The sequence below is a fragment of the Pseudoxanthomonas composti genome, assembly GCF_004122095.1.
Classification (GTDB): domain Bacteria; phylum Pseudomonadota; class Gammaproteobacteria; order Xanthomonadales; family Xanthomonadaceae; genus Pseudoxanthomonas_A; species Pseudoxanthomonas_A composti.
Genome location: NZ_SAWZ01000002.1, coordinates 627,500 through 641,151 on the forward strand (window position 1 = coordinate 627,500; position 13,652 = coordinate 641,151).

At 67.0% G+C, this 13,652-nt stretch carries 12 protein-coding genes; 3 read left to right on the forward strand and 9 right to left on the reverse strand.

The window, feature by feature from the left end; all coding sequences use genetic code 11:
• Positions 1 to 83: 83 nt before the first annotated feature.
• Genes EPA99_RS05990 through ndk form a run of 4 tightly spaced genes read right to left on the reverse strand, consistent with a single transcriptional unit; the run spans position 84 to position 3,404 of the window.
• Positions 84 to 944 carry a helix-turn-helix domain-containing protein gene (locus EPA99_RS05990; protein ID WP_129470271.1) on the reverse strand — a complete coding sequence of 287 codons (861 nt, stop codon included), beginning with the start codon at positions 942 to 944 and terminating at the stop codon, positions 84 to 86.
• Positions 941 to 1,738: a type IV pilus biogenesis/stability protein PilW gene (gene pilW / locus EPA99_RS05995; RefSeq protein ID WP_425479174.1), complete on the reverse strand. Its 798-nt coding sequence runs from the start codon at positions 1,736 to 1,738 to the stop codon at positions 941 to 943. The genes EPA99_RS05990 and pilW overlap by 4 nt, the downstream gene beginning before the upstream one ends.
• Before the next feature lie 16 nt (positions 1,739 to 1,754).
• The gene (gene rlmN / locus EPA99_RS06000) at positions 1,755 to 2,966 is read right to left on the reverse strand and encodes a dual-specificity RNA methyltransferase RlmN (RefSeq protein ID WP_129470273.1); all 1,212 of its coding nucleotides are present in this window, start codon (positions 2,964 to 2,966) and stop codon (positions 1,755 to 1,757) included.
• 12 nt (positions 2,967 to 2,978) lie between these two features.
• A complete protein-coding gene (gene ndk / locus EPA99_RS06005; protein WP_129470274.1) occupies positions 2,979 to 3,404 on the reverse strand; it encodes a nucleoside-diphosphate kinase in 426 nt (141 codons plus the stop codon).
• Between the two features lie 205 nt (positions 3,405 to 3,609).
• Here ndk and EPA99_RS06010 point away from each other — a divergent pair, with 205 nt between their 5' ends.
• From EPA99_RS06010 to EPA99_RS06020, 3 genes are all read left to right on the forward strand, one after another.
• Positions 3,610 to 4,272 (forward strand): TetR/AcrR family transcriptional regulator, encoded by a 663-nt coding sequence (locus tag EPA99_RS06010; RefSeq protein WP_129470275.1) that lies wholly within the window; start codon positions 3,610 to 3,612, stop codon positions 4,270 to 4,272.
• A gap of 5 nt (positions 4,273 to 4,277) precedes the next feature.
• Complete coding sequence (locus EPA99_RS06015) at positions 4,278 to 6,650, forward strand: 3-hydroxyacyl-CoA dehydrogenase/enoyl-CoA hydratase family protein (RefSeq protein ID WP_129470276.1); 2,373 nt, start codon at positions 4,278 to 4,280, stop codon at positions 6,648 to 6,650.
• 154 nt (positions 6,651 to 6,804) lie between these two features.
• Complete coding sequence (locus EPA99_RS06020; RefSeq protein WP_129470277.1) at positions 6,805 to 8,013, forward strand: acetyl-CoA C-acyltransferase; 1,209 nt, start codon at positions 6,805 to 6,807, stop codon at positions 8,011 to 8,013.
• Positions 8,014 to 8,357: 344 nt separating this feature from the next.
• Here the strand turns inward: EPA99_RS06020 and galU are convergent, their stop codons facing one another.
• The 5 genes from galU to EPA99_RS06045 are packed head-to-tail and all read right to left on the reverse strand — an operon-like array spanning position 8,358 to position 13,618.
• Positions 8,358 to 9,260 carry a UTP--glucose-1-phosphate uridylyltransferase GalU gene (gene galU / locus EPA99_RS06025; protein ID WP_129470278.1) on the reverse strand — a complete coding sequence of 301 codons (903 nt, stop codon included), beginning with the start codon at positions 9,258 to 9,260 and terminating at the stop codon, positions 8,358 to 8,360.
• Positions 9,257 to 11,176 (reverse strand): polysaccharide biosynthesis protein, encoded by a 1,920-nt coding sequence (locus tag EPA99_RS06030; protein WP_129470279.1) that lies wholly within the window; start codon positions 11,174 to 11,176, stop codon positions 9,257 to 9,259. The genes galU and EPA99_RS06030 overlap by 4 nt, the downstream gene beginning before the upstream one ends.
• A gap of 7 nt (positions 11,177 to 11,183) precedes the next feature.
• Positions 11,184 to 12,101 (reverse strand): MraY family glycosyltransferase, encoded by a 918-nt coding sequence (locus EPA99_RS06035; protein WP_241688296.1) that lies wholly within the window; start codon positions 12,099 to 12,101, stop codon positions 11,184 to 11,186.
• A gap of 47 nt (positions 12,102 to 12,148) precedes the next feature.
• A complete protein-coding gene (gene lapB, locus EPA99_RS06040; RefSeq protein ID WP_129470281.1) occupies positions 12,149 to 13,327 on the reverse strand; it encodes a lipopolysaccharide assembly protein LapB in 1,179 nt (392 codons plus the stop codon).
• A 3-nt stretch (positions 13,328 to 13,330) separates the two neighbouring features.
• A complete protein-coding gene (locus tag EPA99_RS06045; RefSeq protein ID WP_129470282.1) occupies positions 13,331 to 13,618 on the reverse strand; it encodes a LapA family protein in 288 nt (95 codons plus the stop codon).
• Positions 13,619 to 13,652 lie beyond the last annotated feature (34 nt).

Genomic DNA, 13,652 nt, shown 5'->3' on the forward strand with positions numbered 1-13,652 from the left:
TCGCCCCGCACACCGGCAGGGTGTTGTCGTTCTAAGAAGTGTTCCGGTGCCGCCGCATCAAAACGGACGAACCCCCGGGCAGGTCACTGCTGGACCGGCACGAGGGAGCCGTCGGAGGATACCTCAAAGCGGGCCACGTTGCCCCGCCGGTAGGGATCGAGGGCTACCGTACTCCCGGCTCGCTGAACATCCACCGCAGCCGCATTGCCCAGCACCACGCGCTGCACCTGGCCGGCCGGGAAGTCACGCACGTCGCCGGCCTTGAGCACGCCCTTCTCCAGGGCGGTGCCATCGGCGGCGATGACCTGCACCCAGCTGTCGCCGCGGAAGCTCAGGCGCAGCCCGGCGCTGTCCGATGCCTCGGCGACGGGAGCATCGCGCGTGCTCGACAGCGGTGGCGTCATCGAGGCCGCCAGCGGAGACGGGTCCGGACGACGCGCCGCCTGCTCGGTCTGCTGCTTCTGCACCTGCGGCGCCAGCTCGCCGGCCGCAGGTGCGGTCGGGGCCTCGTCCAGCGAGGCGGTGGTCTGCGGACCGGGTCCGCGGGTGGCCAGCCACACCGGCACGGCGAAGAAGCACACCGTGATCACCACGTAGACCGCGCGGCGGGCGGTGGCTTCGAACAGGCGCTGGTAGGCCGGCGTGTGGACGTGGCTGACGATGTCCGAAGGGCGCACCGCGCCGACCTCGGCACCGTCCAGATAGGGCGCGACATCGACCTTGAGCAGGCGCGCATAGCTGCGCAGCTGTCCGCGCACGAATACTGGTGCGCCCAGGCGCTCCCACTGTCCGGCCTCCAGGGCGCTGACGATGCGCATGGGCACCTTCAAGGACTGGCTGACCTGGGCGATGTCCAGCCCGGCATCCTCGCGCGCTTGCCGCAGCATCGCGCCGCATTCAGCAGCCTGCCCGGCCGCGTTGGGACTGCGGTTGTGTTCCGTCATGGTCTTGCGGAATCCCCGGAATTCGCCGCGCCCTGGCGGGGAAACTCCGTCCCCAGGCGCTGCAGGTATCGGCTGGCGGCTACCTTGTCGCCCAGCCCACTTTCGATGTCTGCTGCAAGTTGTAACACGCCAGCATCCGCTGGTGCAGCTGCCAGGCGACGTTCGATGAAGGCGCGGGCCTCGAAATCGCGGCCTTTGCGGTGCTCATTGGAGGCCATGGAAGCCAAGGCGTAGGCATTGACCGGGTCGAGCTCGAGCGCCTTGCGCAGATCGCGCTCGGCACGCTCGTACTGGCCCACCTGCAGCGCGCAGCCGCCGGCATTGGCCAGCGCCGAGGCCGGACTGGTGTAGTTCGGCAGCGCCAGCGCACGGTCGAACCACACCAGCGCCTCGGCCGGACTGCCATTGCCGCACAGCCAAGCCCCGTAATTGTTGATGACGCCCGGATCCTTGGGCGACAGCTCGGCGGCGCGGCGGTAGTGCTGGCCGGCGGCCGCGGCCTGGCCCCGGCTGGACTGGACGATGCCCATGATGGTGTGGGCCGCCACATTGTCCTGGTCGGCCTTCAACACTGCCGAGGCCTCGCGCCCGGCTTCCTCCACATCGCCCGCCGTCAGCCGCTGCCAAGCCCGGTCCACGCGCGCCTGCTCGGCCAGGCGCTGCCGGGTCGCGGCGCTGTCCTTTACCTCATAAGGCGACTCGTGCTTCTTGAACTTGACGATCTCCGGCTTGGTCTTGACGAAAGTCAGGCGCGAACAGCCGGCCAGCACCAGCACGGCTGCCAGCAGCGGGATCAAGACCAGGGCTCGCTCAGGCCGCCGCATCGTCCAGCCCCTGCTCCCGCAGATGGCGTTTGAACTCGGCCTGGCGGCGGGTGCGGTCCATCACCTGCCCCTTGAGCTGCCCGCAGGCCGCATCGATATCGTCGCCACGCGTGCGGCGGACCATCGTCAGCACCTGCGCATCCAGCAGGATCTTCTGGAAGGCGCGGATGCTGGTCTCGTCCGAGCGCTCGTAGCGCGTGCCGGGGAACGGGTTGAACGGAATCAGGTTGACCTTGCCGGCCTCGCGCGACTGCATCTGGTTGCCGAAGCTGCGCATCAGCCGGGCCAGCGCCCGAGCATGCGCGGGCTGGTCGTTGACCCCGCGCATCAAGGTGTACTCGAAGGTGATCGAGTCGCGCTTGGGACTGGCCTTGAGATAGCGCGCGCAGGCGGCCATCAGCTGCTCGACCGGGTACTTCTTGTTCAGCGGCACCAGCTCGCTGCGCAAGTCGTCCTCGGCCGCATGCAGGGACACGGCCAGGGACACGTCGCTCTCGGTGGAGAGGCGGTCGATCATCGGCACCATGCCGGCGGTGGACAGGGTCACCCGCTTGCTGGCCAGGCCATAGCCCAGGTCGTCGCGCATGATGCTCATGGCGCGCACGACGTTGTCGAAATTGGCCAGCGGCTCGCCCATGCCCATCATCACCACGTTGGTGAGGCGACGGATCTGCGCCGGCACGTTGCCCAGGTGGCGCGCGGCCACCCAGACCTGGCCGATGATCTCGGCCGTGGACAGGTTGCGGTTGAAGCCCTGGGTGGCGGTCGAGCAGAACTGGCAGTTCAGCGCGCAACCGACCTGCGAGGACACGCATAGCGTGCCGCGGGTCTTGTCCGGGATGTACACCGTCTCGATGGCGTTCTTGCCATCGGCGCCCATCGACAGCAGCCACTTATGGGTGCCGTCGGCGGAAGGCTTGTCGAACACCACGTTCGGCACGACCACCTCGGCATGCTGCTGCAGCTTGGCGCGCAGCGGCTTGCCCAGGTCGGTCATCTCGTCGAAGTCGGTGACGTAGCGGTGGTGGATCCACTTCATCACCTGGTGGGCGCGGAAACGCTTCTCGCCAAGGGTGTCCTCGAAGAAGCGTTCCAGCCCGCCGCGATCGAGATCGAGCAGGTTCTGCTTGCGCACGGCCACCGTGGCGAGGGGCTCGCCGGTGGTCGTCACGCTGGGAATCAACACGATCTCTTTCACGGTGGCGCTACCTCAGCGCGAAACCACTTCGGTGGAGGCGAACCAGTAAGCCACTTCGATGGCGGCGTTCTCGACCGAGTCCGAGCCATGGGCGGCGTTGGCATCGATGGAGTCGGCGAAGTCGGCGCGGATGGTGCCCGGGGCGGCGTCCTTGGGGTTGGTCGCGCCCAGCAGCTCGCGGTGCGCGGCCACGGCGTTCTCGCCTTCCAGCGCCTGGATCATCACCGGGCCGGAAATCATGAACTCGACCAGCGCGTTGAAGAACGGGCGGTCCTTGTGCACGGCGTAGAAGCCCTCGGCCTCGCGGCGCGACAGCTGCTTGTACTTGGCCGCCACGACCTTCAGGCCGGCCTTCTCGAAGCGGGCGTAGATCTCGCCGATGACGTTCTTGGCGACGGCATCGGGCTTGATGATGGACAGGGTGCGCTCCAGCGCCATGGATGTTCTCCGGTGGGCGGGTCACTCAAGGACCCGAGGTTACATGAAAAAAACCCGCGTCGAAACGCGGGCTTAGGCTTTATTCCTGCGCAAATTCTAACGCAAGCCGGGCGCTCGTGCACCTCTGCGGATGCGGCGATGCAGCATGACAGGGCGCACGGGCGGCGTAGACTCAAACAATCGTTTGATTCATGTGCCAGGCCAGATGGGACCCGCTGCGCAGTTCTCCACCAAAGACCGCATCCTTGGCGCTGCCGAGGAGCTGTTCGCGCTCCACGGGTTCGCCGGGACCTCGCTGCGCCAGGTGACCAGCAAGGCCGACGTGAACATCGCGGCGGTCAACTACCACTTCGGCTCCAAGGAAAACCTGGTCAACGAGGTGTTCCGCCGGCGCATGGACGTGATGTCCGCGCTGCGGCTGTCGCAGCTGGAGCGCGCGCTGTCGGCGCATCCGGGCCAGCTGCGCCCGATCCTGGCGGCCTTCGTCGAGCCGGCCCTGGCCATGGCGCTGGACCGCAACGGCGGTGGCGCCTTTGTCCGCGTCATCGCCCGTGCCTACGCGGAAAAAAACGACAGCTTGCGGCGCTTCCTGTCCGACCACTATGGCCACGTGCTGCGCGACTTCGGCCGGGCCATGGCCGCCTGCCTGCCCGACCTGGACAAGGAAACCCTGTACTGGCGGCTGGACTTCCTGGCCGGCGCCCTGACCTACGCAATGGCCGACTTCGGCGTGATCAAGCGCCCGCAGGGGGTCAGCGAAGCCCAGCACCGTGCCCAGGCCGCCGCAGAACTCATCCGCTTCGCCGAAGCCGGCTTCCATGCCGGCGGCGGGCGTCCCACCGCTTCCCCTGATCCTTCAGAGGCTTGATCCGCATGTCCCAGAAACTTCTCGTCCGCCGCGTGGCCGTCCTCGGCGCCGGCGTCATGGGTGCCCAGATCGCGGCGCACCTGACCAACGCAGGCGTCGATACGATCCTGTTCGATCTCCCTGCCAAGGAGGGACCGGCCAGCGGCATCGTGCTCAAGGCCATCGCCAACCTGGGCAAGCTCTCGCCCGCCCCGCTGGCCGCCAAGGGCCTGGCCGAGGCCATCACCCCGGCCAACTACGGCAGCGACCTGGAGCTGCTGCGCGAGTGCGACCTGATCATCGAGGCCATTGCCGAGCGCATGGACTGGAAGCAGGACCTGTACGCCAAGATCGCCCCGTTCGTGGCCGACCACGCGGTGCTGGCCTCCAACACCTCGGGCCTTGGCATCAACAAGCTGTCCGAAGTGCTGCCCGAGCAGCTGCGCCACCGCTTCTGCGGCGTGCATTTCTTCAACCCGCCGCGCTACATGCACCTGGCCGAGCTGATCCCGGCCAGGACCACCGACGTGGCCGTGCTGGAGGGCCTGGAGACTTTCCTGGTCACCACCCTGGGCAAGGGTGTGGTCTACGCCAAGGACACGCCGAACTTCATCGGCAACCGCATCGGCGTGTTCTCCATCCTGTCCACGATTCACCACACGCAGGAGTCCGGGCTGGGCTTCGACGAGGTCGATGCGCTGACCGGCCCCCTGGTGGGCCGGCCGAAGTCGGCCACCTATCGCACCTCCGACGTGGTTGGCCTGGACACCATGGCCCACGTCATCAAGACCATGGCCGACACCCTGCCCGACGACCCCTGGCATGCCTATTTCAAGTCGCCCAAGTGGCTGGAGGCGCTGATCGCCAAGGGCGCGCTGGGCCAGAAGACCGGCGCCGGCATCTTCCGCAAGGCCGGCAAGGACATCCTTGTCCTTGATCTGGAGAAACAGGACTACCGCGCTTCGGACCGCACAGCTGCACCGGAGGTCGTCGAGATCCTCAAGATCAAGGACCCGGCCGAGAAGTTCGCCAGGCTGCGCGAGAGCCAGCACCCACAGGCGCAGTTCCTGTGGGCGACCTTCCGCGACCTGTTCCACTACAGCGCCTATCACCTGGCCGACATCGCCGAGACCGCGCGCGACGTGGATTTGGCCATCCGCTGGGGCTACGGCTGGTCGCTGGGGCCGTTCGAGACCTGGCAGGCCGCGGGCTGGAAGCAGGTGGCGCAGTGGATCGCCGATGACATCGTGGCCGGCAAGACCATGTCCGACGCGCCGCTGCCGGATTGGGTGTTCGACGGCCGCGAGGGCGTGCACGGTGCCGAAGGCTCCTACAGCCCGGTGCAGAACGCCAAGCTGCCGCGCTCGTCGCTGCCGGTGTACAAGCGTCAGCGCTTCCCCGACCCGGTGCTGGGCGAGCGCTTCCTGCAGGGCGAGACCGTCTACGAAAACGATGGCGTGCGCATGTGGCACGACGGCGACGACGTGGCCGTGGTCAGCTTCAAGACCAAGATGCACACCGTGTCCGACCAGGTCCTCGACGGCCTGCAGGAAGCGGTGACCCGCGCCGAGAAGGACTACAAGGGTCTGGTGATCTGGCAGCCCAAGGAGCCCTTCTCCGCCGGTGCCGACCTGGCCGGTGCGCTGGGCCTGCTGCAGGCGGGCAAGGTGGACGCGTTCGAGGCCATGGTCGCCAATTTCCAGGCCACCAGCCAGCGCATCAAGTACTCGCTCGTGCCGGTGGTGGCCGCGGTGCGCGGCCTGGCCCTGGGCGGCGGCTGCGAATTTCAGATGCACAGCGCCAAGACCGTGGCCGGCCTGGAGAGCTACATCGGTCTGGTCGAGGCCGGCGTGGGCCTGTTGCCGGCCGGTGGCGGCCTGAAGGAACTGGCCGCGCGCGCCTCGGTGGCCGCCGGCCCGGGCGGCGACGTGTTCGCCGAGCTGAAGAAGACCTTCGAGACCATCGCCATGGCCAAGGTCTCCAACTCGGCGGTCAATGCGCAGGAACTGGGCCTGCTGCGGCCGACCGACAAGGTGGTCTTCAACGCCTACGAGTCGCTGTACATCGCCAAGAACGAGGCCGCGGCGCTGGCCGAGTCGGGCTACCGCCCGCCCCTGCCCGCACGCCGCATCCAGGTCGCCGGCGACGTCGGCATCGCCACCTTCAAGATGCTGCTGGTCAACATGCTGGAAGGCCGTTTCATCAGCGAGTACGACTACGAGATCGCCACCCGCATCGCCACCGTGCTGTGCGGCGGCGAGGTGGATCGCGGCGCGCTGGTGGACGAGGAATGGCTGCTCAAGCTGGAACGCCGCCACTTCGTCGAGCTGGCCCAGCAGGACAAGACCCAGGCGCGCATCGCGCACATGCTCAAGACTGGGAAGCCGCTTAGGAACTGAGATTGGGGATTGGGGATTCGTTGAAGCGGATCTCCTCCCCTCGACCCTCTCGCCTCCAACACATTCATCCGCCGGGCAGAAGCGTTCGTGTCGGGATCCGCACTTACGAATCCCCAATCCCGAATCCCCAATCCCGGCCTCCGGAGAAACCCAAATGACCAAGCAGATCCAGGACGCCTACATCGTCGCCGCCACCCGCACCCCGGTCGGCAAGGCGCCCAAGGGCGTGTTCCGCAATACCCGCCCTGATGACATGCTGGCGCATGTGCTGAAGGCGGTCGTGGCGCAGGCGCCGGGCATCGATGCGAGCCGCATCGACGATGCCATCATCGGCTGCGCCATGCCCGAGGGCGAGCAAGGCATGAACGTGGCGCGCATCGGCCTGCTGCTGGCCGGCCTGCCCGACGTGATCGCCGCGCAGACCATCAACCGTTTCTGTTCCTCCGGCCTGCAGGCCGTGGCGCTGGCCGCCGACCAGATCCGCCTGGGCAACGCCGACCTGATGCTGGCCGGCGGCACCGAATCGATGTCGATGGTGCCGATGATGGGCAACAAGGTCGCCCTGAGCCCGTCGGTGTTCAAGGACGACCATGTCGCTATCGCCTACGGCATGGGCATCACGGCTGAGAAGGTCGCCGAGGAATGGAAGGTCTCGCGCGAGGACCAGGATGCCTTTGCCCTGGCGTCGCACCAGAAGGCGATCGCGGCGATCCAGGCAGGCGAGTTCGCCTCGGAAATCACGCCGTACGAGATCCACTCCTACCAGCCCAACCTGGCCGACGGCAACACCATCGCCCTGCGCAAGCTGCTGGTCGAGCACGACGAGGGCCCGCGTCCGGATTCCTCGCTCGAAGGCCTGGCCAAGCTGCGCCCGGTGTTCCGCAATGGCCAGTTCGGGGGCAGCGTGACCGCGGGCAATTCCTCGCAGATGAGCGATGGCGCCGGTGCGGTGCTGCTGGCTTCCGAGCAGGCGATCAAGGACTACGGCCTGACCCCGCTGGCCCGCTTCGTCAGTTTCTCGGTGGCCGGTGTGCGCCCGGAAGTGATGGGCATCGGCCCGATCGCGGCGATTCCCAAGGCGCTCAAGCAGGCGGGCCTGAGCAAGGACCAGCTGGACTGGATCGAGCTCAACGAGGCCTTCGCTGCCCAGTCGCTGGCGGTGATCCGCGACAGCGAGCTGGACCCGTCCAAGGTCAACCCGCTCGGCGGCGCCATCGCCCTGGGCCACCCGCTGGGGGCGACCGGTGCAATCCGCACCGCCACCCTGGTCCATGGCCTGCGTCGCCGCCAGCAGAAGTACGGCATGGTGACCATGTGCATCGGCACTGGCATGGGCGCGGCGGGCATCTTCGAAGCGCTCTGAGCCTGGCGCGGCAGGGGCTCCGTTCCCTGCCCTGTCCGCGAGACAAAGAAGGCGGCCCATGGCCGCCTTCTTCTTGCCCACAACCGTAGGGTGGATGACGCTCCTACATCCACCACCGCGGCAAAAGCACACCGCCGGCCGGTCCGCCGGAGTCATCCCATCGGAAGGTTCCACGAATGTGGGCTCGATGGGCACAAAAAAATCCGATGCCAGAAACCTGACATCGGATGCTGTGAGACTTAGTCGTTCAAGTGTGGAATGACGGGCCCTCGGATACTTCCTAGGGCTCCGTGTCTCAGCGCGTCAGGTGGACAAGCTTCGCGTTGTCCACCCTACAGGCCTTCTCAAGCCGAGGCGCGCACGCCCAGTTCCTTGAGCGCATTGCGCATGGCCTCGGCCGCCGCGTCACCGATCTTTTCGCTCTGCAGCGCGTAGTGGATCGTCGCCTCGACCAGGCCGATGTGCGCGCCGCAGTCGAAACGCGTGCCCTGGAAGCGATAGGCATGCACCGGCTTCTGCTTGAGCAGCGTGGCGATGGCGTCGGTGAGCTGGATCTCACCGCCGGCGCCCGGCTTGGTCTCTTCCAGCAGCTTGAAGATGCTGCCGTCGAGCACGTAACGGCCGACCACGCCCAGGTTGCTCGGCGCGTCTTCCGGCTTTGGCTTTTCGACCATGGCATTGATCTTGCCGCTGCGGCCGTCGAAGGCGTCTGTGGCCACGATGCCGTAACTGGCGGTCTTGGAGGGCTCGACGTCCTGCACCGCGATCTGGCTGGCGCCGGTGGCCGCGTGCGCCTCGGCCATCTGCTTGAGCGCACCGTCACCGCCCTGGTTGACGATCATGTCGTCCGGCAGCATCACCGCAAACGGCTCGTCGCCGACGATCGGCTTGGCGCACAGCACCGCATGGCCCAGGCCCAGCGCCTCGCCCTGGGTGACGAAAATCGCGCGTACGCCCTTGGGCAGCGGATTGCGCACCTTGTCCAGCAGCTCCAGCTTGCCCGAGGCCTCCAGCTTGTCTTCCAGCTCGTAGGCTTTGTCGAAGTAGTCGCCGATGGCGTGCTTGTAGCGGTTGGTCACGAAGATCAGCGTGTCACAGCCGGCCTCGACAGCCTCGTCCACCGCGTACTGGATCAGCGGCCGGTCGATGATCGGGAGCATCTCCTTGGGTACCGTCTTGGTAGCGGGCAAAAAGCGCGTGCCCAGGCCTGCGACTGGGAAAACGGCCTTACGGATGCGTTGCGTCATCTACTGTTTCTCGCTTCTCGGATGGGGAACTGAACGATCGTATCAGTCGACTCGTGAGGATTATCTGGAGAAAACTCCGGGACCGTGGTTTTCAGCAGACGCCAGATCTGGTCCTCGTCGTAGTCGATGACGGCCTGGCGCAGCTGGACCAGGGCCTTGCTCAGCGCCTCGGCCGACACCTCGCGGGCACGGGCCTGCAAAATCTTCGGGTGCGAGGTCGGCCGGTACGCCTCTTCCTCGTGGAACAGGGTCTCGTGGAGCTTCTCGCCCGGGCGCAGCCCCGTGTAGACGATGGCGATATCCCGGCCGGGCTGCTTGCCTGCCAGGCGGATCATCTGCTCGGCCAGCACCCGGATGGCGATCGGCTCGCCCATGTCCAGGGTGTAGATCGATGCATGGGCCGCACTGGCCGCGGCCTGCACGATCAGCTGGCAGGCCTCGGGAATGGTCATGAAGTAACGGGTCACGTCCGGGTCGGTCACCGTGACCGGGCCGCCGGCGCGGATCTGATCGCGGAACAGCGGCACCACGCTGCCCACCGAATCGAGCACATTGCCAAAGCGCACGGTGACGAACCGCGTGGAGGTCAGATCATCGGCGGACTGGCACAGCATCTCGGCCAGGCGCTTGGTCGCCCCCAGCGTGTTGGCAGGATCGACCGCCTTGTCGGTGGAGATCAGCACGAAGGTGCCGACACCGGCGGCCTTGGAGGCCTTGATCATCGTCTCGGAGGCCAGCGCGTTGTTGCGAACGGCTTCGCGCAGCTGGGTTTCCAGCAGGGGCACCTGCTTGTAGGCCGCGGCATGGAAGACCGCGTCGGGTTGCGCCAGCTCCAGCGCGCGACGCGCCAGAGCCGGATCTCCGCAGTTGCCCAGGATCGGCACGATCTCCACGTCCGGGAAGGCCCGATGCAGATCTGCCTGGGCCTTGAGCAGGGAGTACTCGCTGATTTCCAGCAGTGCGATCTTGGTCGCGCCATGGCGCGCGCACTGGCGACACAGCTCCGAGCCGATCGAACCACCCGCCCCTGTCACCAGGACCGCACGCCCGCCCAGCCAGCCACGGATGAGCTTCCAGTCCGGCGTGATCGGCTTGCGGCCGAGCAGATCGTCGATGGCCACCTCTTCCAGCGCGCCGGGCGCCGAGCGGCCTTCCAGCACGTCGACCAGGCGCGGCACCTTGCGAAACGGCAGGCCGGTGCCCTCACAGATCGCCAACACGCGCTGCATGGACGAGGCGTCCAGCGAGGGCATGGCAATGACCAGCATCTTGGCGGCCGACTCCTTGGCCACGCGATTGGCGTCATCCAGGCCGCCCAGGACGCGGATGCCATGCACCCGCGTGCCGTGCAGCTCGCGTGCATCGTCCAGGAATCCCACGGGCTGGTAGGCACCATTGCGCAGCAGGTCGCGCAACAGCGCCTCGCCGGCCTGCCCCGCGCCCAGGATCAGCACGCGCTGGGCCGAGGCGCCGCGCACTTCGCCGAGCTGATGGTCCTTCCAGGCCCGGTAGACCAGGCGCGGGAGCCCCAGGCCGCCCATCAGGGCGAAGGGATAGAGCGCCAGCACGGTGCGCGGCACCCCATCGAGCCGGTTGTACAGCCCCAGGCCCAGCGTAATGGCCAGCACGCCCATGACGGCGGACTTCAGGATGTTGATCAGGTCCGGCACGCTGGCGAATCGCCACAGCCCCTGGTAGAGCCCCACCAGGCGGAACACCAGCCCCTGCGCCAACAGCACGATGACGACCTCAAGGGAGATCAGCGGGTAATCCGGCGGGATGGGCAGCATGGCGTAGCGCACATGGTGCAAGGCCTGCCAGCAGATCCAGGTCACCAACAAATCGTGCGCGGACACCGCCAGTCGCGGCAGGCGACCAGCCAATGAAATGCGCCAGGAATCCTTGGTTAGGGACATTCAGACCTCAAGCCCAGTGGCGGGTGACCTTCCACCAGGCCGCAGCGGCGCTGACCAACAACAGCAGCGCCAGCAGCAACGGGAGGGGGGACAGGGGGGTGGAAAATTGCAGCGCAACAAGTACCGCGCAGGCAGTGAACAGACCATAAGCACCTGTCACAGCGGGATGGCCCCACCGTCGGGCCAGGCGCTGATAGGCGTGGGAGGCGTGTGGCGTCCACCAGCGTTCGCCGGCGAGCATGCGCCTGAGCAAAGTGAAGCCGGCGTCGACTGCGAAGGCGATCAGGGGCAGGACCACCGCCAGCGACCATCCGGATGCTGGCCACGCCAATACACCGAACAAGGCCAGCAGATAGCCCAGGGAACCGCTTCCAACATCCCCCAGGAAAATGCGGGCGCGGGGAAAGTTGAATGGCAAAAAGCCCAGCGCGCATGCCACCAGGCACAGCGCCAGCATGGCCCACGCGGACGGCCACAACAGCACCGCGAATCCCGCCGCAACCAGCCCCGCCTGCGTGGTGGCGATGCCGTTGATGCCGTCCATGAAGTTCCAGATATTCACCAGCGCAAGGCTCGCCGCAAATCCCACCGCGGCATGCAGCAGCGACTGGCTCGCGCGCCAGGCCAGGACCGCGACACAGACGGCCGCAAGCGCGTGGGCCAGCAGCCTGGGCCAGACCGGCAGGGAGCGGTGGTCATCGATCCAGCCCGGCACCGCGACCAGGCCCAGGCCGGCCAACGCCAAGGCGACCTCCACCACGGCGAGCCGGCCCGCCAGGCAAAGCAGCAGGCTGGCCAGCCCCATGACCACCACGATGGCGACCCCGCCACCGCGTGGCGTGGCCTGGACGTGACTGCGGCGCTCGCCCGGTGCGTCGATTAGGCCTGCGCGCTTGGCATAACGGATCGCCATCCAGGTCAGCACCGCCGTCAAAGCGCAGCATCCGGCCCACAGTGCGAGGCTCGCAGGCGTCATACGACCGCGTAGTTGAGCAAGGGCTTGATCGACCCCCACTCCTTGCAGCTCGGACACTGCCAGTGGTGCGTGCGCGCACCGAAGCCGCAGCGGTTGCAGCGATAGCTGGGATTACGCACCAGCAGCTGATCGGTGATGTGCTTCAGGTCGGACAGCGTGGCGGTGGAGTCTGCGCCTTCGGCCAGGGTGAGATCGATCAGCGCCGCTTCGCCGCGCACCGACGGACGGTCCTTCAGCTGTCTTGCCAGGTACGCACGCGCGGCAGGCACCCCGTCCTGGGCTTCGACCAGCTTGGTCAGCGCCAGCACTGGCGAGATGCCGCGATAGTGCTCGCACATCTCCGACAGGAAGGCGCGCGCCCCGGACAGGTCGCCAACCTCCTGGTAGGCGGCCAGCAGGCTCGCCATCAGCTCGGGCAGGAACTCCGGGTCGTGGCGGGCAGCCCGTTCGAATGCGCGGATCGCCGCCTCGTAGTTGCCTGCCTCGGACTCGATGCGGCCCTCGATCAGGCCGGCGCGCACGCTTTTGGCATCGGCCTGGTAGGCCCGCGCGACGGCCGCGCGCGCATCTTCTTGCTGGTTGGCGGTGCGATAGCGCTCGGCCAGCTCGCACTCGAACTGGCTGATCAGCTTGCCCATCGGCTCGCCGGTGACTTCCTCGTAGCGCGCGGCGTTCTCGATCGCCTTGGCCCAGTCGCGCTCGGCTTGGTAGATCCCGATCAGGTGCTTGAGCGCCTGCGGCGCGCGCTGGTCGATCTTGGCCAGATCGCCGAACACCGTCTCGGCCCGATCCAACAGGCCTGAACGCATGTAGTCCTCGCCCAGGGCGAGCAAGGCCTGCACGCGCTGCTGGTCGCTCAGGTCCGGGCGCTGTACCAGTCCCTGGTGCAGGCGGATGGCACGGTCGACCTCGCCGCGACGACGGAACAGATGACCCAGCGCGACCTGGGTCTCGAAGGTTTCCTTGTCCAGCTCGGCGATATGCAGGAACAGCTCGATCGCCTTGTCCGGCTGCTCGTTGAGCAGATAGTTCAGGCCCCGGAAATACGTACTGGACAGCCGGCTGACCTGGGAAAACCCATGGCGCTGCCCGCCCCTGCGTCCAATGATCCAGCCCGCCAGCGCCGCCAACGGCACGAACAGGATGAACCAGATCCATTCATTGAGCGCTTCCATGCGTCAGAGACCTGCGGGCGGCGTGGTCGGCGGCTCAGAGACGGGCACGGCACGGGCCGCTTCGCGGTTCAGGCGGCGCAGCTTGCTGTACAGCGGCCAGACCATGGTCGCCAGCACGATCAGCACCCCAGCGATGGCGCCGATCAGCACGGAAAGCATGATGGCCACACCGGAAGAGGTCTGGACAGAAGCGGTCAGGAACTTGAGCGTGACCTGGTCGGTGTTCTGGACACCTGCCACCAGCCCCACTGCAATAAGAAGAATCGCCACGATCAGGCGAAGGACATTCATGAAGCCACTCCTAGCTGGGACCGCCCTAGCTTAG

Excerpts from the sequence above, each read along its gene's own strand:
- EPA99_RS06045 (WP_129470282.1), bottom strand. The coding sequence starts at position 13,618 with ATGAATGTCCTTCGCCTGATCGTGGCGATTCTTCTTATTGCAGTGGGG.
- EPA99_RS06030 (WP_129470279.1), bottom strand. The coding sequence starts at position 11,176 with ATGTCCCTAACCAAGGATTCCTGGCGCATTTCATTGGCTGGTCGCCTG.
- ndk (WP_129470274.1), bottom strand. The coding sequence starts at position 3,404 with ATGGCGCTGGAGCGCACCCTGTCCATCATCAAGCCCGATGCCGTCGCC.
- lapB (WP_129470281.1), bottom strand. The coding sequence starts at position 13,327 with ATGGAAGCGCTCAATGAATGGATCTGGTTCATCCTGTTCGTGCCGTTG.
- EPA99_RS06015 (WP_129470276.1), top strand. The coding sequence starts at position 4,278 with ATGTCCCAGAAACTTCTCGTCCGCCGCGTGGCCGTCCTCGGCGCCGGC.
- EPA99_RS06010 (WP_129470275.1), top strand. The coding sequence starts at position 3,610 with ATGGGACCCGCTGCGCAGTTCTCCACCAAAGACCGCATCCTTGGCGCT.
- EPA99_RS05990 (WP_129470271.1), bottom strand. The coding sequence starts at position 944 with ATGACGGAACACAACCGCAGTCCCAACGCGGCCGGGCAGGCTGCTGAA.
- galU (WP_129470278.1), bottom strand. The coding sequence starts at position 9,260 with ATGACGCAACGCATCCGTAAGGCCGTTTTCCCAGTCGCAGGCCTGGGC.
- EPA99_RS06020 (WP_129470277.1), top strand. The coding sequence starts at position 6,805 with ATGACCAAGCAGATCCAGGACGCCTACATCGTCGCCGCCACCCGCACC.